Below are 20231 nucleotides of genomic sequence, written 5' to 3' on the forward strand. Positions count from 1 at the left end.
GTTCTTTTTATATTAAATACCTTCAGTTTCCTCCGCGGCTTTAAGATTCATATTAGCCTGAGAAAGCATAAGTTTTATTCTGTTTAACTGGTTTACCTCACTTGCTCCGGGGTCATAGTCTATGGCAACAATATTAGATAAAGGATACATCTTCCTTATCTTTTTAATAACACCTTTACCCACAACATGATTCGGAAGACACCCGAAAGGCTGAGTACAAACAATATTGTTTACACCAGATTTAATAAGTTCGAGTATTTCTCCCGTAAGGAACCACCCTTCCCCCGTCTGATTCCCAATAGACACAACATCACTTGCATAATAAGCAAGCTTATTTATTCTGTCAGGCGAATGAAAATGAACACTTCGCTCACACTCTTCTTTATATACTTTTCTGTATGTTTCAATAAAGCTAATACCTAGATTGGCTACTTTGGCACTCATCTTTTTCATACCGAGCTTTTCACTTTTAAAGTTGCTGTTATAAAAACAATAAAGCAAGAAATCGAGCAAATCCGGCATTACAGCCTCTGCCCCTTCTTCTTCCAGCAAATCAACCAAATGATTATTAGCACCCGGTAAAAATTTAACTAAAATTTCACCTACAATACCTACTCTTGGTTTAACTTCATTTGTTATCGGAAGCTCATCAAATTCTCTTATAATATTTCTTATATTTTCATTAAATACTTTTTTTGATACTTTGGGAGCAGACAAATCTCTTATACATTTCGCTTCCCATTTTTTATGCAGCATATCTGCCGAACCCTTTACAACTTCATAAGGTCTCATTCTGTATAAAACTCTCATAAATAAATCACCGTATACAACGGCCTGAAGTCCTCTGTTTAAAAGTTTCGGTGTTATTTTAAACCCTTTGTTTGTTTCTATACCGTTAGCATTAAGCGATATTACGGGTATGTGCCCCATACCTGCATTTTCAAGAGCTCTTCTTATAAATCCTATATAATTTGTAGCTCTGCAGCCGCCTCCGGTTTGAGTTATCATAATTGCCAATTTATCAGTATCGTATTTACCCGAATTTAAAGCTTCCATTATCTGTCCGACAACAATCAAAGAAGGATAACACGCATCATTATTTACATATTTCAACCCTATATCGACCGCATTTTTACTGTCGTCTTTTAATGCTTCGTATTTATATCCGCATGCATTTAATGCAGCTTCAAATAAAGAAAAATGTATCGGAGACATTTGCGGAGAAAGTATTGTATAATCCTTCTTCATATCTTTGGTAAATTCAATCCTGTGATAATCGGAACCCTTAACTTTCCTCTTTGTTTTTTTCCTGTCTCTTATTTTAAGAGTCGCAAGAAGAGAACGAATCCTTATTCTTGCAGCGCCCAAATTGTTTACTTCATCAATTTTAAGAACTGTATGTATTTTTCCTCCGGAAGAAAGTATATCCTTTACTCCGTCAACCGTAACGGCATCCAACCCGCAACCGAATGAATTAAGTTGCACCAAATCTATATTATCTTTGGTTTTTACAAAGCTCGCTGCTTTGTAAAGTCTTGAATGATACATCCACTGATCCATCACAATAATAGGTCTGTCGACTTCGGCAAGATGTGATACACTGTCTTCTGTAAGAACGGCTATACCGTAAGAATTTATCATCTTGTCTATTCCATGATTTACTTCGGGATCTATATGATATGGTCTGCCCGCAAGAACGATACCTCTTTTTCCCGTTTCATCAAGATACTTAACGACTTCTTCACCTTTTTTAGCTATTTTGTTTCTTACCCTCAAAAGCTCATCCCATGCTTTGTCAACAGCCTTGGCAACATCATTTTTGTCCAAATCAAATCCTGTTTCTCCGCCTTTTGCAAATTCTCGGATTATGCCTTCTTTTATTGTATGTTTGTTAGTAAAAGCAAAGAAAGGATTTAGAAATTTAACATTTTCGCTTTCTACTTCCTCTACATTATTTTTAATATTTTCTGCATATGAAGTAACTATAGGACAATTATAATGATTCCCCGCATCAGGGGTTTCATCTCTTTCGTAAGGAATACAAGGATAAAAAATTGTTTTAATTCCTTTTCTTATAAGATAAGTAACATGACCATGAGAAAGTTTTGCAGGGTAACACTCCGATTCACTCGGAATTGATTCAATTCCGTATTCGTATATTTTTCTCGACGACATAGGAGAGAGCTCTACCCTGAATTTAAGTTCTTTGAACAATACCGCCCAAAACGGATAATTTTCATACATATTCAACACCCTTGGAATGCCCACTGTGCCGTTTACGGCCTCTTCCTTACATAAAGGCTCATAATCAAAGGTAATTTTGTTTTTATATTCGAATAAGTTTATATCTTTTGGTTTATCTTTATGTATGCCTGCACCTTTTTCACATCGGTTTCCCGTTATAAATTTTCGTTTTCCGCCTTCAAAACTGTTTATGGTCAAATAACAATTATTTGTACAGCCTTTACATCTGGTCATCATGGTAGTATAGGTCAGATTATCTATACCGGTTAAATCAAGCATAGATGTTTCTTTTCCATCTTCATACCTTTCTTTCGCAATCAAAGCCGCACCGAAAGCCCCCATAATACCGGCAATATCCGGTCTTACCGCATCATGGCCCGATATATTTTCAAAAGCCCTGAGTACAGCGTCATTATAGAAAGTACCGCCTTGCACCACAACATGTTTACCCAAGTCATTAGGATTAGTTAATTTTATTATTTTATATAAAACATTCTTTATAACCGAATAAGCAAGACCTGCGGAAATATCACTTACGGGCGCACCTTCTTTTTGCGCCTGTTTTACGTTTGAATTCATAAATACCGTGCACCTGGTACCCAAATCTATGGGATTCTTTGCAAATAAAGCCTCTTTTGCAAAATCTTCAACACTATACCCGAGAGACTTTGCAAAAGTCTCAATAAAAGAACCACATCCCGATGAACAGGCTTCGTTAAGAAGAACATTATCGACAGAACCGTTTTTTATTTTTATGCATTTCATGTCCTGTCCGCCTATATCCAATATACAATCTACCTTTGGATCAAAGAAAGAGGCTGCATAATAATGAGCTATGGTTTCCACTTCCCCTTCATCCAACATAAATGCGGATTTAACCAAATCTTCCCCATAACCGGTAGAACATGAATAAACTATATTAGCATCTGACGGAAGTTTTGAATATATATCCCTCATAGCCTTGATAGTTGTGTCTAACACAGATCCGTTATTGTTACTGTAGAATGAATATAAGAGCTCTCCATTATCACCGCAAAGAGCAAGTTTTGTAGTAGTGGAACCGGCATCTATACCAAGGTAACAATTACCTTTATAATCTTCCAAACTTCCTTTCTTTACGGTATGTACATCATGTTTTCTTTTAAAATCAGCATACTCTGATTCATCTTCAAACAATCTGTCCATTCTTTTTATCTCACTGTTAAGTCTGATTTTACTGCTTAACCGTTTTTCAAGTTCTTTTAATGTTATATACTCATCTTCTTCATTGCTAAGCGCAGCGCCTATTGCCGCAAACAAATGAGGATTTTGAGGAGAAATAACATTTTCTTCTTTTAAATTAAGAGTTCTTATAAACGCATTTTTAAGTTCACTCATAAAATATAAAGGCCCGCCCAAAAATGCAACATTACCTCTTATTGGCTTTCCACAAGCAAGTCCACTTATTGTCTGATTTACAACCGCCTGAAATATCGAAGCCGCAAGATTTTCTCTTGTAGCCCCTTCATTTATCAAAGGCTGAATATCACTCTTTGCAAAAACCCCGCACCTGGCAGCTATCGGATAAATATTTTCATATCCTTTGGCAAGCTCATTAAGCCCATTGGCATCGGTTTTTAACAAAGACGCCATTTGATCTATAAAAGAACCCGTACCTCCGGCACAAATCCCGTTCATTCTCTGCTCGATACCGCCATCGAAATAAATTATTTTTGCATCTTCTCCACCTATTTCGATTGCAACATCGGTCTGCTTATGATAAGTCCTTAAAACCGTCGAAACCGCAATAACTTCCTGAACAAAAGGTATATTAAGGTAAGAGGATAAACTCAACCCACCCGAACCTGTTATAACTGGGTGTATATTACAATTCCCGATTTTATCAAGAGCCTCCTTTACCATATGTAAAAGAGTGTCTTGAATATTGGCAAAATGTCTTTCATATTTAGAATAAATAAGATTATTCTCACTGTCCATCAAAGCCACCTTAACGGTGGTGGAACCTATATCAATACCTAGTTTATTAATTGTTTCCATAACACCCTCCCCAAAAGTATCCTTTATTATAGTTCTTTAATTTTTAAATAGCAATAAAAAAAGCCGAATTTTCATTTAATTTTCGACTTTTTTTATACATAAATCTTTACATATTTATTTAAAAAACACTGTCCTTTACATGTGCATACATAACTACAAAAGTTTCAGTCGTTCCGAATTTTTGCGCTTCTTCCAAAAGCTCCGCCAAATGAGTGGTACTCGTAACATAAGCTTTTATAATAAGAGAATATTGCCCCGTCAAATAATAAAATTCACTTATTTCGCTTGCACTGTTTGCAAACTGCTTAAATTCATCATATTTACTTGCAGGCATATCTATGGTTATAAACACCGTTATTCCCTGTCCGAGCTTTTCTCTGTCTATTATAGCTTTATAAGCTGTAATAATGCCTCTTTGTTCCAATCTTTTCACTCTTTCCGCAACTGCGGGAGCTGAGAGATCAAGTTCTTTTGCAAGATTTTTCATTGTAATTCTTCCGTCAACATTCAATCTCTCGATTATTTTCTTATCAATTGCATCCATTTTGAAACTCCTGTAGTAATATTTGCTATCTTTAAAACCATATTACTACATTTGCTTAAAATAATAAACAGTTTTTTAACATTTACTTAAATTTATAAATATTTTTTCAAATCGTCAACTTTATCAAGTTTCTCCCAAGGAAACTCTTCCCTGCCAAAATGTCCGTACGCTGCTGTATTTTTGTAAATCGGACGTCTTAAATCAAGATGTTCTATTATCTTGCTTGGTCTTAAATCAAAATTTTCATTTATTATTTCAATTATTTTTTCATCATCGATTTTTGCCGTGCCGTATGTATTTACATAAATACTCACAGGATTTGCAACTCCAATAGCATATGCAACTTCTATTTCTATTTTATCGCATATACCGCTGGCAACTATATTCTTCGCAATATATCTTGCCATATAAGAAGCACTTCTATCCACCTTTGTTGGATCTTTACCCGAGAAAGCCCCGCCTCCGTGTCTTGCATAGCCTCCGTAAGTATCAACTATAATTTTTCTTCCGGTAAGTCCGCTGTCTCCTTGTGGTCCACCTATCACAAATCTTCCCGTAGGATTTATAAAGTATTTTGTATTTTCATCAAGAAGACTTTCATCTATAACTTCATTTACAACATGATTAATCATATCTTTCTTTATAGTATCCAATGAAACTTTTTCATCATGTTGAGTCGATATAACCACGGTATCAATTCTTATCGGTTTATCTCCGTCATATTCTACCGTTACCTGCGTTTTCCCGTCCGGTCTTAGATAATCCAGTGTTCCATCTTCCCTTACCTGGGTAAGTCTTAAAGCTAGTTTATTGGCAAGAGAAATAGGAAGAGGCATATATTCAGATGTTTCGTTGCAGGCAAACCCAAACATTATCCCCTGATCTCCGGCTCCGTTTTCATCTTCTTTATCAAGAGATTTATCCACCCCCATTGCAATATCACCAGATTGCTCATCTATAGAAGCTATAACACCGCATGTATTACCGTCAAAGCCATATTTGGCTCTGGTATAGCCTATATCGTTTATTGTCTTTCTTACAATCTTCGGAATATCAACATAACCGCTTGTGGTAATCTCACCCATAACCAAAACAAGTCCCGTATTAACCGCACACTCACAAGCAACTCTTGCATATGGATCCTGCTTTAGAATAGCATCCAATACACTGTCACTTATTTGGTCACATATTTTATCGGGATGACCTTTAGTAACAGATTCGGATGTAAAAAAATGTTTACTCATAATTCTCTCCTTTTGTGACCTTAAAATAAAAAAATTCCCATAGGGACCTATGAGATTGACTTAATTCCTCATCATTCGGAAAAATCCCGTAGGTATTGGCACCGTACAAATGTCGGTTGCCGGGTTTCATCGTGCCTATTCACTCCACCTCTCTAAATAAGGTCTTTTCATTTAATTATAATGTCATATTAACATACTATATGTCTAAAAGCAAGAAAATAAAAAATTTAAAATTTATTTATTGTTTTGCATTCATCAACCGCTTTTTTTATCTCATTGATACCGCCTCCGCTTTGTATCACAACGGCAGATGCTATACTTCCTTCAACTATAGGTCCGTCAATCATCGTAACTTCTTTTTCACACATATCAACTGCCATTTCAGCTGTCATAACGGCACTGCCCAAGTCCATGAAAATAACAACCCCATCTCCTTCATCAGCCTCATTTATTCCGTTCATTATTTTTTCCATATCAGTTCCAATACTGCCGTCACTCAAACCTCCCGCAGCAACTATCCGAACATCTTTCGCCATCTGTTTTGCCAAATCTTTAACACCTTGTGCGATTTTCTCACTGTGAGAAACTATAACCATTCCTATCATATACCTCTCCTTTTTTATACAGAAATATTTTATTTTTATATTTGTGCTAAAAAAGAGGCAAAAGCCTCTTTTTTAAAATAATCCTGAAATTTTACCGTTTTCGTCAACATCGATTTTAAACGCAGCAGGTTCCTTGCCAAGTCCCGGCATTTTCATAACATCCCCCGCAAGAGCAACTATAAACCCTGCTCCGGCAGAAACCGTCAAATCTTTTATTGTAATTCTGAATCCCTCAGGTCTTCCCAGTTTAGCGGGATCATCAGACAAAGAATATTGCGTTTTCGCTATACAAATAGGCATATGCCCGAAACCGAGTTTTTCGAAATTTGCTATTTCCTTTTCGGCTTTTTTAGTATAGTCCACACCGTCTGCCCCGTATATTCTCTTTGCGATTGTTTCTATTTTGTCTTTTATAGGTAAATTCAAATCGTAAGAGAATTTAAAATCGTTTTCCTCTTCACAAAGCTTGATAACTTCTTTTGCAAGTTCTTCTCCGCCTTCTCCGCCTTTTTCCCAAACTTCGCTTAAAACTACATTTACACCGAGCTTTTTACACTCTTCTTTTATCAAGTTGATTTCATCATCCGTATCATTTACGAATTTGTTTATAGCAACCACACAAGGAAGCCCAAATACATTTTTGATGTTGTCGACATGTTTAATCAAATTTGGAAGTCCTTTTTTCAAAGCATCGAGATTCTCTTTGCCTAAATCTTTTTTATCAACTCCACCATTATATTTAAGCGCTTTTACCGTCGCTACTATGATAACCGCATCAGGTTTAAGGTTTGCAAGCCTGCATTTTATATCAAGAAATTTTTCTGCACCCAAATCTGCACCAAAACCTGCTTCCGTCACAACATAATCACAAAAATGTTTTGCCATCTTAGTCGCTATTACACTGTTGCAACCGTGAGCGATATTTGCAAAAGGTCCACCATGAATAAATGCAGGAGTTCCTTCAAGAGATTGTACCAAATTAGGCTTTAGGGCATCCTTCAAAAGAGTTGCCATAGCACCGTTGGCTTTAAGATCTCTCGCAGTTACGGGCTGTCCATCCATATTGTATGCAACAACTATATTTCCGAGTCTTTCTTTTAAATCAGTGATATTATCCGCAAGACAAAAGATTGCCATAACTTCACTTGCAACCGTAATGTCAAAACCATCTTCTCTAGGCGTTCCGTTTACCTTTCCTCCAAGACCGCAAACTATATTCCTAAGTTGCCTGTCATTAATATCTACGGCTCTTCTCCAAACAATTCTTCTCGTATCTATGTTACACTCATTACCTTGATGAATATGATTGTCAATCATAGCCGCAAGTAAATTATTTGCAGCCGTAAGAGCATGTAAGTCTCCCGTAAAGTGAAGATTTATATCTTCCATTGGAACAACCTGTGCATATCCTCCGCCGGCTGCTCCGCCTTTTATACCGAATACAGGGCCCAAAGAAGGTTCTCTTAACGCCATTATCGTATTGTAGCCAAGTCTTCTTATGGCATCCGCAACCCCTATTGTGGTAGTGGTTTTCCCCTCTCCGGCAGGAGTCGGATTAATAGCGGTTGTAAGAATCAATTTACCGTTTTTGCTTTTTGTTCTTTTTAAAACGTTATAATCTACTTTTGCTTTGTATTTACCGTAAAGCTCTATATCGTCTTCACCTAAACCTACTCTTTTCGCGACTTCTCTGATGTCTTCCATCTTTGCTTCCTGAGCAATTTCAATATCACTTTTGTAACCCATATTATTAAACCTCTCCTTAAACCTTTATTTTATTTTTAGTATTTTTATATAACAAATACACAATAGCACTGCTTATAAAAATCATTACTACAGCCTTAAATAGCCTTTGCGGCATCATAGCTATTGTAGCATATCCATACATCTGCACCAAAAATGCGGTATTCAACAGCATTGAACACAATACTTCACATACCAACACCATAAAGAAAATATGCCCACCTTTTATTTCAATGTTTTTTTTCTTTAAAAACATAGCAATAAGTCCGGGTATCATGCCGTACAATGCACTTGTAAGAGTGAATCCCAAGTGAAATGCCCCTCCATCGGATTTTATTACAAATTGAATAAAATCTGATAAGAATCCTATTGCAAAACCATAAACGGGTCCGAGGATTATTCCCGAAAAAATTGTAGGAACAGTTGTAAAACCTATCCTAAAATTCGGCGTAACGGAAATCTCAAACATTTTGAGAACCATCCCCATTGCAATCAATAAGCCGGCATAAACCAATTTCTTTGTGCTGACCAAACTAGAGCTTGCTCTATTCATACTTTTACCTCCTAAGTATTCTAGACAAAGCTCCGCTATTAAACATATTAAATTAATGTTAAATTACAGCGGATGCGACAAGACACCGCAACCATAGGTTTTCGTTTAAAGGCAACTTCCCATCCCTTAACACTTAACGCATCTTATCTACTCTGTATATTATATTTTACCGTATAATTATAACACAAACAGCTATTGCAGTGTGGCAATTTATGCAATTTATGTTAAATAAATTGATATTTGGTATTAAAAATAGTAGAATGATATATAAATTCTTAATGGGACATTGGGGTAATAAATGGAAATAACATTTGAAAACGTAACATTGAACGGAAAGGTAACCACAAAACCGGTATACGAAGATTTAAAAAGATATCTTATATGCACCTTATTTTCAGATAAGTACAGCACAATAAATAACGTTCTTTTAGATAAAGAAACAAAAGAAATACTCGATATATTGAAAGCCTTAGGGGCAAATATAACAATTAAAGAATATAAAGGGAAAAGAAAAACTCTTAAGGTAAAGGGCTCATACCCTTTTGATACCGAAACGGAAGAAATTGATCTAAAAGATAATTTAAATTTACTTAAAAGTTTTGCTCCAATATTGTTTATTTCAAAGAAAAAATTCCAGTACAAATATAAAAACGTTATAATATCAAACCCGATAAATTCTTTTTATAATTTATTTTTCAAAAAAGGATTTACAAAAGTACAAATGGAAAAAAACGAATACCCCATAAAAATACAAAGCGGTATTTCAAAATCCGTATTTTATATACGTTCAGACATAAAAAAGGAATACCTTTCAACAATACTTTCTCTTCTTCCAAAAGCATACAAAACTTCAAAAGTAATTATACTCGGAGGAGAAATAGAAGATAAAAGTTATATAAAACGCACAATAGAAATACTCAAAGACTTTGAAGTTGATGTAAAAAACAATAATTTCAAAGAATTTGAAATAACAAATGCAAGTTATGAACCTTGCAATATAAAAATAGAAAATGACTACACCACTGCAGGATTATGGATAACCGCAAGTGCTTTAGGTCATAAAATAATGGTAAAAGACTTAAATTTAAAAAGTAAACAGCAAAACAAAAAAATACTCAACATATTAAAAGTCATAGGAATTAAAATTTTAGCAAACAAAAACGGAGACATTATAGCAAGACCGAACAAAATAAGTGCTTTTAATATCGATATAAGCAAAGTCCCGGATCTCCTTCCTTATCTGGCTGTAATAGCAAGTGTTGCAGACGGAACAAGCAAACTGAAAAATGCCGATAGTATATATATAAACGATATATCACTAGCAAAAGAAATGGTTCATGCAATAAATTCCATTGGCGGAGACAGCTTTTTATTCGGAGGCGACCTAATTATAAAAGGAAGAGAAATGTTAAAAGGAGGGAAAGTAGACAACATATCTTTACATGAGGTTATATTCGCCCTTTGTGCAGTATCCAGACAATCTCTTATGCCGATAAAGGTACAAGTACCTACATCAATGCCACGATACTACAAAGAGTTTTACAGGGATTTCAACAGACTTGGAAGAAAAAAATTTATTTAAGATTCCATAAATATAATTATTTTTAAAACAGTATCGTTTATAAAAAAATAAAAAAAGAGGATTAATCCTCTTTTTTATTTTCTTCATTTGTATCGAGCATATCATCATTAGAATCTGTTGTTCCGTCTTGTAAAACATCTTCTTCCATATCTTCTTTTAAATCTTTGCACGAAGCTTCTTCCTTGTTTATTTCATTATCCTCATTATTTGCTTCATCTTCAATGGTTTTATCATTATCCTCTTCCAAAAGAGAGTCCAAAGATTGATCTGATTTATTTTTTCTCTTTTTAAATAAACCTTTCCCTTTTGAAGCATTATCTTTTTCTTTTATATCTTTATTCTCTTCTTCTTTGGCTAATAAATATTTTTCTCTTTCTTTTCGTATCTTATCCCTCTTTGTCTTTGTTTCCGTCAAATAAACACTGTCTTTTTCAATTTGTACATAATCTTCAGTAACTTTACTGAAGATGTCAAGTCCGTTATAGACAATGTTCTCATCTTTTAAAACATCTTCAAGAACCCTATTCTCTCTTTTTAACAAAGCCATGCTTTTATTTCTTAAGTAAACAAGATCTTTATTCTTATCTTCATCCATTTGCACTTCAAGAAGTTTATCAAGCAGTTCATTCGCTTTTTTCAAATCTTTTCTTTTTACATAATAACATATCATATGATAGCATATAATCAAATAGTCCTTTATATCTTCCTTCAAAGGAGATGTCTTATTTACAACAATTTCCTCATAATTATCATACAAATAATTTATATATCGACTGTAACCTACATTTAACCTGCCGAATTTTGCATCAAGATAGTCTTTCAAAACAAAATCGACTATATATATGTCATCTTTTGAAATATCGTCTATAGTTAAATCTTTGTTTAAATAATCGGAAATCTTCTTAAGAAGATAATTTTTCTTTATGTTTTCGTTATCTTTATTATAACTTCCGTATATTAACATTTTACAGGCAAGAAGATAATCATATTGCTCTTCGGTAAGAACATGCTTTATTATATGATGTCCCTCCTCATCGACTTCACCACTGTCAATTTTATCATTCGGAATTCCCAGGCAAATATTACCCTCAATTATTGTAAACAATATTTGAGTCGAAGAAAACAATATCAAAAATATAAGCACAACATCTACGCAGAACAAAATCATATCCGAAAAAATATATACAAAAAGGAAATAAGTACCAAGACATGAAAGAACCAAAAGCAATAAACTTCCCGCAATACTTTCAAATGTGGAAAAAGTAAAATTTTTCTTTAAAGTTTCAAATTCTTTATCATTTTCGGGGAGCTTAAATTTCGGAATCAATACTCCCAAAGAAAAGTAATGTTTGTTGTGCACCCGTCCAAAAGATTTTTTATCAGGTTCTTCATACAAAATATAAAAAGGATCCATATAAAGCATAGCAGTATCATATCCCTTTTTATTGTATATAATACTGTACGATTTATACTTAAAATACAAAGATAAATAATACATCAAAACAATTAAAAAAGGACAAATTGGCAATAACCATATAAAATCATGACTAATCGCAAATGATACCAGTATCCCTCCGCTTATTAAACCGAATAAGATTGTAACAAACCAAATTATTTTTAAATTTTTCCTAGAACTTTCTCTCATAATCAAATCCTCGATCGAATATTTTATAAATTATTTATCCTTTTTTTTACTTCCGAAACTCAACTTATTTTCATTTCCGTTTATTATTCTTACTATATTAAGTCTATGCTGATAAATACTTAAAATGCATAAAACACAAGCCAAAATTATATAACAAATATTAACTTTAAATATTATAAAGAAAACGGCACTCAAAGTGAGGGCACTTAAAGAACCGACAGAAACCATTCTCGTTAAAAGAGCCAATACCACACCTATGAGTATAGCAGCCAGTGCAAGCTTATAATCCACCATCACAAGAATCCCAGCACTTGCCGATACGCCTTTGCCGCCTCTGAATCCCATAAAAACAGGCCAGTTATGTCCTGCAACACAAAAAAGAGCAGACAATAGAACAACGAACTCACTTTGATGAAAAATATACCACAAAAGAACACAAAGCATACCTTTAAAGAAATCTATCAAAAATACAAGCAACCCAGAAAAAAAGCCGTAAGTTCTGAGGGCATTGGTTGCTCCGGCATTTCCGCTTCCGTACGTTCTTATATCCTCTTTTTTAACACTTTTAGAAAAAATATACGCTCCGTTTATACATCCTATTAAATAAGACGCCACAATTATAACAATACTTAAAAATGTAATTTCAATATTCATAAAAACTCCAGTTTTATATAAATTTACTTTTGTATTATAGCATAATAAAATACAAATAGAAGTATGTTACATGAAATTTTAATATTTTTTGTCGTAAAATGCATTAAAGCTTAACTTCAATTTCATGTACTACTTTTACCTCATCCATGCTCACAAAACATTCAAATGCCAATATATTAACTCCGCTATTTTTTGCATCCTTTAACGCTTCGATAAAATCCTTATGAGAAGGATTCGGAGTAAAATATTTACTCCCCCTAAACTGAATAACAAATATAAGATAAGCATCATTACCTTCTTTTAGCGCATCTATAAGATCCCTGATATGCTTAATACCACGAACGGTTGGAGCATCCGGAAACATTGCAATGCCATTCTCTTCAAGAGTAACGCCTTTTACCTCTACATATGCCTTTCGGTTTTTATTTTGTATAAAAAAATCAAGCCTGGAATTTCCGTATTTTGTTTCAGGTTTTATTATCATATCTTCATCAAATCCCTCAAGCTTAATATTTCCATTCTCAATAGCTTCTTTTACAAGTCTATTGGGAACTTGACTGTCCATGTTAAAAAGTTCTTTCCCTTTATAAACACTTATCAAATCATAAGCCGTTTTTCTGTTCGGATTATCGGACTTTTGCAAATACACAAAAGCATTTTCTTTTAAAAGCTCCTTACATCTTCCCGTATTTTTCACATGTACTTTTATATTTTCACCTTTTATATCACATTCAGCAACAAATCGGTTAATACGCTTTTTAAAATCAGCTTTTACTATATTATTATATCTCATATTATCACCTCTATCAGACATATTATTATATCAAAAGCATATTGCAAAAATAAAGAATTTAATTTAAAATTAATTTTATGGATAATTTTAAATTTTTTCAAAATAAAGAATGTGAATATTTTCCCTGTCACAAAATCAAAGAAGAAAAAAATTTCAACTGTCTTTTTTGTTATTGCCCGTTATATTTAACAAACGAATACTGCGGAGGGAATTTTACTTACACAAAGAACGGAATAAAAGACTGTTCAAATTGTATTCTTCCCCATAAAAAAGAAAACTACGACTATATCAATAAAAAATTATATGAGGCTTCACTTATGACAAAACAAAACGAATTAAAAAATATTAAAATGATTGTAACGGATCTTGACCATACTATATTAAAAGATGAATTCTCAATTGGCGATGTATATATAGATACTTTTGGAAAATTAAAACAAAAAGGATACATTACTGTTTTTTCAACGGCAAGAGGATTTTATCAAGCTTATAATTTCGCATATAAAATAAAACCGGATTATATAATATGCGACAACGGTGCAAGCATCATAAAATACGATTACGAAAAAGAAGAAAAGAATATCATAAAACAAACATTAATCCCAGCAGAAGTAAAATTAGATATTTTAAATACTTTAAAAGATGATGATACATTACTTTATCTCATAGAATCAAAAAAAGATTTATACATAACGGATTGTAAATATGCTCCCGAATTTGTAAAAAAGAATACAGAGTTTTTCTCAAAAGTCAAAAATACGGTAAAAGACTTTAGTGTTCATAAAATAAAATCTTTAAGCGAAATGCCATTTAATATTCCCCTTACAAGAATATGTACCTTTGATTACGTAAATAACCCGGATACGAAAAAAACACTTTCTTACCTTGGTGAAAAACACAAAGAAATCAATTATTCAAAATCTTTCAAAACAACATTTGAATTTGGATGTACCAACAAAGGAAATGCGTTAAAATATTTAATAGAATACACAGGATTAAAAAAAGAAAACATCATATCTTTCGGCGACAGTATAACGGATCTTTCAATGTTTGAAGAGTCCGGAGTTTCAGTTGCAGTGGAAAACGGAGTAAAAGAACTTAAAGATAAGGCAATGTATATATGTGAAAGTGTATTTAATGATGGGGTAAATAAATTTATAAAAGAGAAGTTTTTTTAATGAATAACAACAGTTACAAAGAATTCAGCCGATATTATGATTTATATACTTCCTTCGTCGATTATGAGATTTGGAGAGACTATTTGTTATCTCTGTCAAACAAAGATTGTACGGGGAGAAATATATTGGATTTGGGATGCGGTAATGGGAATCTGTTATTATATTTTTCGGATATTACAAAAGCAAATCTATACGGAGTTGACTTAAGTGAAGAAATGCTGAGCCTTGCCGATCAAAATGCTTTTTATGAAAACAAGCAAATAAACTTAATAAAAGCAGACATGACAAATTTTATGACAGATATAAAATTTGATTTGATATATTCCGCATGCGACAGTATCAATTATATTATGAATGAAGATGAGCTGAGAATCATGTTTAATAATATAATAAATATGATGAATGAGAATTGTATATTTACTTTTGACATTATAAGTCCTAATTATAAATCAAAAGATGAAACATTAAAATATGAAAACATATCTTTCGAGATAAAAAGAAAAAAAACGACAAATTTATTATATACAGACATAGAAATATTTGAAAATAACAGACAAATAACAAAAATATCACATAAACAAAAAATTTACACCACTGAAAACATAAAAATTATTGCAAAAAATGCAGGATTTAAAAATATTGACTTTTATGACTTCCTTACAAAAAAACAACCAGATAAAAAAAGCGATAAAATCCAAGTTGTTCTCTCCACGTAAAAAATATAATAATACCCAATTATCATTTGAAAAACTTTATTAACAATACAGTAATTAAACTTTCAAGAAATATCACTTATAAAATAGACTTATAATGGAATATTTACTAAAAAACTACAAATACTTTTAATAATGATAATTTAGAAAAGGAATAATGAAAATGGAAATTTCAGAATTAATTTATAAAAGAATTATTGAATTATTAGAAAAAGACAAGTTAAATATCAATAAATTTTGTAAACAAAATAATATTCCACCAACAACAATTTACAGTATAAAAGACGGAAAGTCAACTTCTCCGTCAATAAAGAATATAATAAAAATATGCAACGGACTCAATATAAGCTTATATGATTTTTTTAACGATGATTCTTTTAAAGAAAAGAAGTACAACAATAAGTAAAACCATTATAAAAAGACCCTAAAGGGTCTTTTTTATAAACTCATTTTTGTAAAAATATGTAATATGTGCTATACTTTAGTCATTATTTATAAATCTTGTAATCAATTTAATAATAAAATAATCATTTAAATAAACTTTTTGAAATTTAAATCAAAATAAATTGAAGGAGAAAAAATGGAAAGATTTACTATTATAGTAACATGCACTGCAAGTTGTATTTTCATATTAATACTATTGTATTTCTTTATAAATAAAAATTTTTATACACTGCATAAAAAATTTTATGAAGTAAAAATAAAAAAATTCAAAGAAACCCTTGATACAGTATTGTCTAATCTCAAAAACGGCAATTATCCCGATAGTGACACGATAGAATATTTGATACATAATATAAATAACAGTCAATATAAAGAAAATTATTATTATTCGGTTATAAAACTTACAATGAAAAATAATATTAATGAAACTACTGTAAAATTCATAAATGACATAAACAGAAAAACCGACGATAATTTAAAATTAGCATATACAAATTTATATTCTAAAAAACTTGAAAATTTAATCATAAAATTAAATACATACAATAGAGAAGATGAACAAATCAATATTTTTCTTCAAAAATGCTTAAATAACAAATCGAAAATAATACGAAATGAAGCTCTCGAAACAATATGTATCAGAGGAGATATCGAAACTTTTGCAAAAGCCATCATTACGGCAGGGGAAAAGTCTTCTGATTTTTCCGAAAAAGAAATTTTTAATTTTTTCAACGATTTTAAAAATAAAAAAATATTATTGCTGATATTAGAAAAGCTAAAAAATGAAACCGACAACGTAAAACTCAAATTAATTTTAAAAAATTACTTAACCAAACAGGAGAACTTATGAATACATCATACATAATCTTTATCATTATAATCGTTTACACACTGATGTACGGAATTATTTCTTTCATATCCGGAATAATCCCTTCTTTTTTGGTATTTAATAAAATAATTAAGAATAAAAAACACTATGAAGACATTTCTTCATATAACAATTCAAAGAATATAACAATAATATTAAATATAGAAAACAAAATAAACGAATTTATAATAAAAGTACAAGAATTAAAAAAGTTAAACTATGATAACTTTGACATATACATAGTAAACGGCTCTGATAACCCAAAAGCTTCAAAAAAACTTATAAACAAGCTAAATTTAACAAAAGAAAATAAAACTTTTACATACAAATTGAACAAAGAAGAAATCCTGTCGGAATACAAAAACAAAAATATACACCTTATAAATAAAGAAAACGGAAGCAAGTGGAATAATATAAATGCGGTTTTGGATAATATATATACCGATTTATTCATTGTGATGGAAGAAGAAATATTTTTCGAGGAAAATTCACTTTGTGAGTTAACAAAGGCATTTAATACAGATGATGAAACTCTATTTTCAATGGGTATAATAAAAACAAAAAAATACATCAATGAAAAACACCTGAAATATACAGGTATAAAAACCCATGATTTTCTATCTTCAATGGATATTATAAAGAACATAAAAAACAAATTGTTCTTAAAAACATATAACTATGAATTCTGCAATGGAATAGAAATAGGAAAAAATTTTACATTATATAACACAAAAAAAGTCGTTGAGGTCGGAGGGTTTAATGATAATGCAATAAACCCTAACAATGATCTAAAAAACAGACTGGTTAATACTTTCACAGATAAATACGAATTGGACTACAACGCCCTTGCTTTTGAAGAAGCAAAAAATACAGCTTTATATTTAAACAATAATAAATATGAAACATATATAAACTACACTAAAAACAAAAGTATAAATTCATTTGAAAATATTGTAAAATCATATGAATACCTTACCTCAACAGTTAACCCGATACTTGAAATTCCTATTTTTATAGTATCACTGATATTAATGATAATAAAAGCCATTACACCCCAATTATTTTTATGCTACTTATTAATTTACATAAGTTTTGATACATTAAAAAATATACTGCTAATAATAACGGATAAATTATCCCTAAAAGAGAATACAAATATTATTGAAACTCTTGAGGTTATAGGTTTTTGCATATTATATAATTTCGGGCTAAGACAAGTTTATAATTTAAATAATTTATTTATAAGAATACATTTAAAACAAAAAGAAAAATCTTACTATACAAAAAATGAAATCTACGGTTATAAAAGTAATTTCGAAATAATCGAAAATGAGATTACATATAATAACTATACAGAAGAAGAACCGATAAATAATACAAAAGAATATAATCAAGAAGAAGAAAATAAAATAATATCAGAAGTAAAGGAAACAAATGAAAATAAAGATTATATCAACAAAGATGAAGATTTAAATGAGATTATAAAAGAGCTTGATAAGATAAATATAATGGATGATTTTTTATCACATCAAGACAATGTGGATGATATAATCGAAAATGAGGAAGTACAAAATATTAAAGATATAGATTTTGACGAAAGTGAAATAAAGGATTATACAAACACAAGCGAAGACATAACATTGGAAAATGATTCAACAGACAATAATCATTATAAAGATTCCAATTTTGAGGAAGAATACTCAGAAGAAGAAAGCGAACTTCAAAAAATCATAAAAAAAGTCGAACAAACCTCAAATAAAATAGACGAACTTGAAAGGGCTTTAAACAAAGAACTAAATGATATAAACAAAAGAAGTAAATATAAAGACATAAACGAAGAGTTAAATTCTCTAAAAAAAGAAATTACGGAACAGGAAAAAAATATTGATCAAGTATCAAAAAACAACGAAAGCAAAAATTCCAATGCATTGGATGAAATCGCATCATCTCTGGACATAGACGAGTTGGACGAAGATAAAATAGACGAAGAGTTCAGTAATATAACAATATAAAAGCACTTCTATTATTAGAAGTGCTTTTTATTATACTAACATAAGGCTTGGATTATTAATAACTGATTTTATTGTAGATAAAACTTTTGCACATTCAACGGAACTTATTAATTCCTCACTTGCACTTAAATAAACCTTAGCTTTATCTTCTTTAATGATAACTACTATATCAACTTTCTGTTCACAGGCTTTTGGATAATAATAATCTATATTCAAAGGACTTAAATCCGTTATTCTATAATCTATGTCTTCTCCTTCGGAAATATCTTCAGACTTTTTATCCATTTGACTTACAGTAAGTTCATTAATACCGCTGAGTTTTTTCCCGATAAAATTATCGTCTTTGTATCTGTAAATAAGAACATTTCCATCAAAAGATTCTATTCTATTTTTCTCAATGGCAAATACAATTGATTTTACAACTGTATTAAATATTTTTCTTTCACTTAAATCACTGTATGAAACAAGCATCTCCTTTACCAAATTAAGATTAGCTTTAATACCCATTGTAACGGCATTGTGAGTATGTGTTTCTATTACAACTTGATTTTGTGCATTTTCTTCTTCAGTTATATTTTCCTTATTGATAACAACACTGCTTCTGGTATCATCATTTAATGTTATAACCACTCTTTTACCGAAGCTTTCATTAATTTCTCTTTCAGTATCAGGGTAATCATCACTGTTTTCTTCAATCGGAACTATTACTTGATGTATAACATTATTTTCAACGGGAACAACCGGTACTTCGTCTCCGTTTTCATTATATTCTTTCGATACAATCTCTTCTGCAATTGGTATATAGAGATTATTCTCTTCATTATTATCACTAACATCGGAAATACTCTCATCTTTATCATTATTATTACTGTTTTCACTGACACTTTCTTCAGCATCATCCCGAACTTCACTCGTAATCGTACTCGAAGTCTGGTCATAATTTACAATAATATCTTTTGGAGCTTCCTCATCGTCATATATATCATTTTGATGTTTAATCATAAATTGAATTATATCAGAATCAGCACTGTCTATATTATCCATACCTTCACTTAAATTATCATTTGCATATATCGTTGTATTGCTATGTTCATTCTCGTTATTTGATGCTTCATTAATCATATTAATTCTCTGCTCCAACATCTTAAAATCTTCGTCTTCGAAATTTGACTTTATAAATATATCCTCTTGTCTTTCATTGTCAGATTTCTTTTTATTGTTAAGATAAGCTTCCAAATCTCTTGCCTCTATTCTTCCGTTTGCCCCGCTTCCTTCAATCTGCGACAAATCAATTCCCAATGCCTTGGCAAGTTTCCTGGTGGCAGGACTTGCTTTTTGTTTTGTGTTTCCTAAGTTTGTCATTATCTTAATT

General features: G+C 31.4%; 16 protein-coding genes and 2 riboswitches. Of the genes, 6 read left to right on the top strand and 10 right to left on the bottom strand.

Going from position 1 to position 20231, the window contains the following annotated elements:
• Positions 1 to 12 precede the first annotated feature (12 nt).
• From QZ357_RS01500 to QZ357_RS01525, 6 genes are all read right to left on the bottom strand, one after another.
• Positions 13 to 4281, bottom strand: a complete 4269-nt coding sequence (locus QZ357_RS01500) for a 2-hydroxyacyl-CoA dehydratase (protein WP_290771036.1) — start codon at positions 4279 to 4281, stop codon at positions 13 to 15.
• A gap of 118 nt (positions 4282 to 4399) precedes the next feature.
• Positions 4400 to 4825, bottom strand: coding sequence for an Lrp/AsnC family transcriptional regulator (locus QZ357_RS01505; RefSeq protein ID WP_290771038.1), 426 nt, complete (start codon positions 4823 to 4825; stop codon positions 4400 to 4402).
• Between the two features lie 92 nt (positions 4826 to 4917).
• On the bottom strand, positions 4918 to 6069 hold the full coding sequence (metK, locus tag QZ357_RS01510) for a methionine adenosyltransferase (RefSeq protein ID WP_290771040.1): 1152 nt from the start codon (positions 6067 to 6069) through the stop codon (positions 4918 to 4920).
• A gap of 65 nt (positions 6070 to 6134) precedes the next feature.
• Positions 6135 to 6232: riboswitch (SAM riboswitch) on the bottom strand.
• Positions 6233 to 6296: 64 nt separating this feature from the next.
• Positions 6297 to 6674, bottom strand: coding sequence for a dihydroxyacetone kinase phosphoryl donor subunit DhaM (gene dhaM, locus QZ357_RS01515; protein ID WP_290771042.1), 378 nt, complete (start codon positions 6672 to 6674; stop codon positions 6297 to 6299).
• 72 nt (positions 6675 to 6746) lie between these two features.
• Entirely contained in the window at positions 6747 to 8420 is a 1674-nt protein-coding gene (locus QZ357_RS01520; RefSeq protein ID WP_290771044.1) for a formate--tetrahydrofolate ligase, read from the bottom strand.
• A 16-nt stretch (positions 8421 to 8436) separates the two neighbouring features.
• On the bottom strand, positions 8437 to 8970 hold the full coding sequence (locus QZ357_RS01525) for a folate family ECF transporter S component (protein ID WP_290771046.1): 534 nt from the start codon (positions 8968 to 8970) through the stop codon (positions 8437 to 8439).
• 64 nt (positions 8971 to 9034) lie between these two features.
• Positions 9035 to 9127, bottom strand: a riboswitch (THF riboswitch).
• A 141-nt stretch (positions 9128 to 9268) separates the two neighbouring features.
• On the opposite strand from QZ357_RS01525, the gene QZ357_RS01530 reads away from it, so the two are divergent.
• Positions 9269 to 10552, top strand: a complete 1284-nt coding sequence (locus QZ357_RS01530) for a hypothetical protein (RefSeq protein WP_290771048.1) — start codon at positions 9269 to 9271, stop codon at positions 10550 to 10552.
• A gap of 61 nt (positions 10553 to 10613) precedes the next feature.
• Here QZ357_RS01530 and QZ357_RS01535 read toward each other — a convergent pair whose 3' ends face one another.
• The 3 genes from QZ357_RS01535 to sfsA all read right to left on the bottom strand — a co-directional run bounded on the left by QZ357_RS01535 (position 10614) and on the right by sfsA (position 13644).
• A complete protein-coding gene (locus tag QZ357_RS01535) occupies positions 10614 to 12197 on the bottom strand; it encodes a hypothetical protein (RefSeq protein WP_290771050.1) in 1584 nt (527 codons plus the stop codon).
• Positions 12198 to 12227: 30 nt separating this feature from the next.
• Positions 12228 to 12851: a glycerol-3-phosphate 1-O-acyltransferase PlsY gene (gene plsY, locus QZ357_RS01540; RefSeq protein WP_290771052.1), complete on the bottom strand. Its 624-nt coding sequence runs from the start codon at positions 12849 to 12851 to the stop codon at positions 12228 to 12230.
• Positions 12852 to 12954: 103 nt separating this feature from the next.
• Positions 12955 to 13644: a DNA/RNA nuclease SfsA gene (gene sfsA / locus QZ357_RS01545; protein ID WP_290771054.1), complete on the bottom strand. Its 690-nt coding sequence runs from the start codon at positions 13642 to 13644 to the stop codon at positions 12955 to 12957.
• 77 nt (positions 13645 to 13721) lie between these two features.
• Here sfsA and QZ357_RS01555 point away from each other — a divergent pair, with 77 nt between their 5' ends.
• The 5 genes from QZ357_RS01555 to QZ357_RS01575 all read left to right on the top strand — a co-directional run bounded on the left by QZ357_RS01555 (position 13722) and on the right by QZ357_RS01575 (position 18859).
• Complete coding sequence (locus QZ357_RS01555) at positions 13722 to 14822, top strand: HAD-IIB family hydrolase (RefSeq protein WP_366934105.1); 1101 nt, start codon at positions 13722 to 13724, stop codon at positions 14820 to 14822.
• Positions 14822 to 15538, top strand: a complete 717-nt coding sequence (locus tag QZ357_RS01560; RefSeq protein ID WP_290771056.1) for a class I SAM-dependent methyltransferase — start codon at positions 14822 to 14824, stop codon at positions 15536 to 15538. The genes QZ357_RS01555 and QZ357_RS01560 overlap by 1 nt, the downstream gene beginning before the upstream one ends.
• Before the next feature lie 160 nt (positions 15539 to 15698).
• Positions 15699 to 15941 carry a helix-turn-helix transcriptional regulator gene (locus tag QZ357_RS01565; protein ID WP_290771058.1) on the top strand — a complete coding sequence of 81 codons (243 nt, stop codon included), beginning with the start codon at positions 15699 to 15701 and terminating at the stop codon, positions 15939 to 15941.
• Positions 15942 to 16115: 174 nt separating this feature from the next.
• The gene (locus QZ357_RS01570; protein WP_290771060.1) at positions 16116 to 16829 is read left to right on the top strand and encodes a hypothetical protein; all 714 of its coding nucleotides are present in this window, start codon (positions 16116 to 16118) and stop codon (positions 16827 to 16829) included.
• On the top strand, positions 16826 to 18859 hold the full coding sequence (locus QZ357_RS01575; protein WP_290771062.1) for a hypothetical protein: 2034 nt from the start codon (positions 16826 to 16828) through the stop codon (positions 18857 to 18859). Before QZ357_RS01570 ends, QZ357_RS01575 begins: the two co-directional genes overlap by 4 nt.
• A 30-nt stretch (positions 18860 to 18889) precedes the next feature.
• On the opposite strand, the gene QZ357_RS01580 is transcribed toward QZ357_RS01575, so the two are convergent.
• Positions 18890 to 20221, bottom strand: coding sequence for an E3 binding domain-containing protein (locus QZ357_RS01580; protein WP_290771065.1), 1332 nt, complete (start codon positions 20219 to 20221; stop codon positions 18890 to 18892).
• Between the last annotated feature and the right edge of the window lie 10 nt (positions 20222 to 20231).

The organism is Anaerofustis sp., assembly GCF_019420015.1.
In the GTDB taxonomy this organism is placed as follows: domain Bacteria; phylum Bacillota; class Clostridia; order Eubacteriales; family Anaerofustaceae; genus Anaerofustis.

Bases quoted from the DNA above. Each gene is read 5' to 3' on its own strand.
- QZ357_RS01500 (WP_290771036.1), bottom strand. From the start codon at position 4,281: ATGGAAACAATTAATAAACTAGGTATTGATATAGGTTCCACCACCGTT.
- QZ357_RS01505 (WP_290771038.1), bottom strand. From the start codon at position 4,825: ATGGATGCAATTGATAAGAAAATAATCGAGAGATTGAATGTTGACGGA.
- metK (WP_290771040.1), bottom strand. From the start codon at position 6,069: ATGAGTAAACATTTTTTTACATCCGAATCTGTTACTAAAGGTCATCCC.
- dhaM (WP_290771042.1), bottom strand. From the start codon at position 6,674: ATGATAGGAATGGTTATAGTTTCTCACAGTGAGAAAATCGCACAAGGT.
- QZ357_RS01520 (WP_290771044.1), bottom strand. From the start codon at position 8,420: ATGGGTTACAAAAGTGATATTGAAATTGCTCAGGAAGCAAAGATGGAA.
- QZ357_RS01525 (WP_290771046.1), bottom strand. From the start codon at position 8,970: ATGAATAGAGCAAGCTCTAGTTTGGTCAGCACAAAGAAATTGGTTTAT.
- QZ357_RS01530 (WP_290771048.1), top strand. From the start codon at position 9,269: ATGGAAATAACATTTGAAAACGTAACATTGAACGGAAAGGTAACCACA.
- QZ357_RS01535 (WP_290771050.1), bottom strand. From the start codon at position 12,197: ATGAGAGAAAGTTCTAGGAAAAATTTAAAAATAATTTGGTTTGTTACA.
- plsY (WP_290771052.1), bottom strand. From the start codon at position 12,851: ATGAATATTGAAATTACATTTTTAAGTATTGTTATAATTGTGGCGTCT.
- sfsA (WP_290771054.1), bottom strand. From the start codon at position 13,644: ATGAGATATAATAATATAGTAAAAGCTGATTTTAAAAAGCGTATTAAC.
- QZ357_RS01555 (WP_366934105.1), top strand. From the start codon at position 13,722: ATGGATAATTTTAAATTTTTTCAAAATAAAGAATGTGAATATTTTCCC.
- QZ357_RS01560 (WP_290771056.1), top strand. From the start codon at position 14,822: ATGAATAACAACAGTTACAAAGAATTCAGCCGATATTATGATTTATAT.
- QZ357_RS01565 (WP_290771058.1), top strand. From the start codon at position 15,699: ATGGAAATTTCAGAATTAATTTATAAAAGAATTATTGAATTATTAGAA.
- QZ357_RS01570 (WP_290771060.1), top strand. From the start codon at position 16,116: ATGGAAAGATTTACTATTATAGTAACATGCACTGCAAGTTGTATTTTC.
- QZ357_RS01575 (WP_290771062.1), top strand. From the start codon at position 16,826: ATGAATACATCATACATAATCTTTATCATTATAATCGTTTACACACTG.
- QZ357_RS01580 (WP_290771065.1), bottom strand. From the start codon at position 20,221: ATGACAAACTTAGGAAACACAAAACAAAAAGCAAGTCCTGCCACCAGG.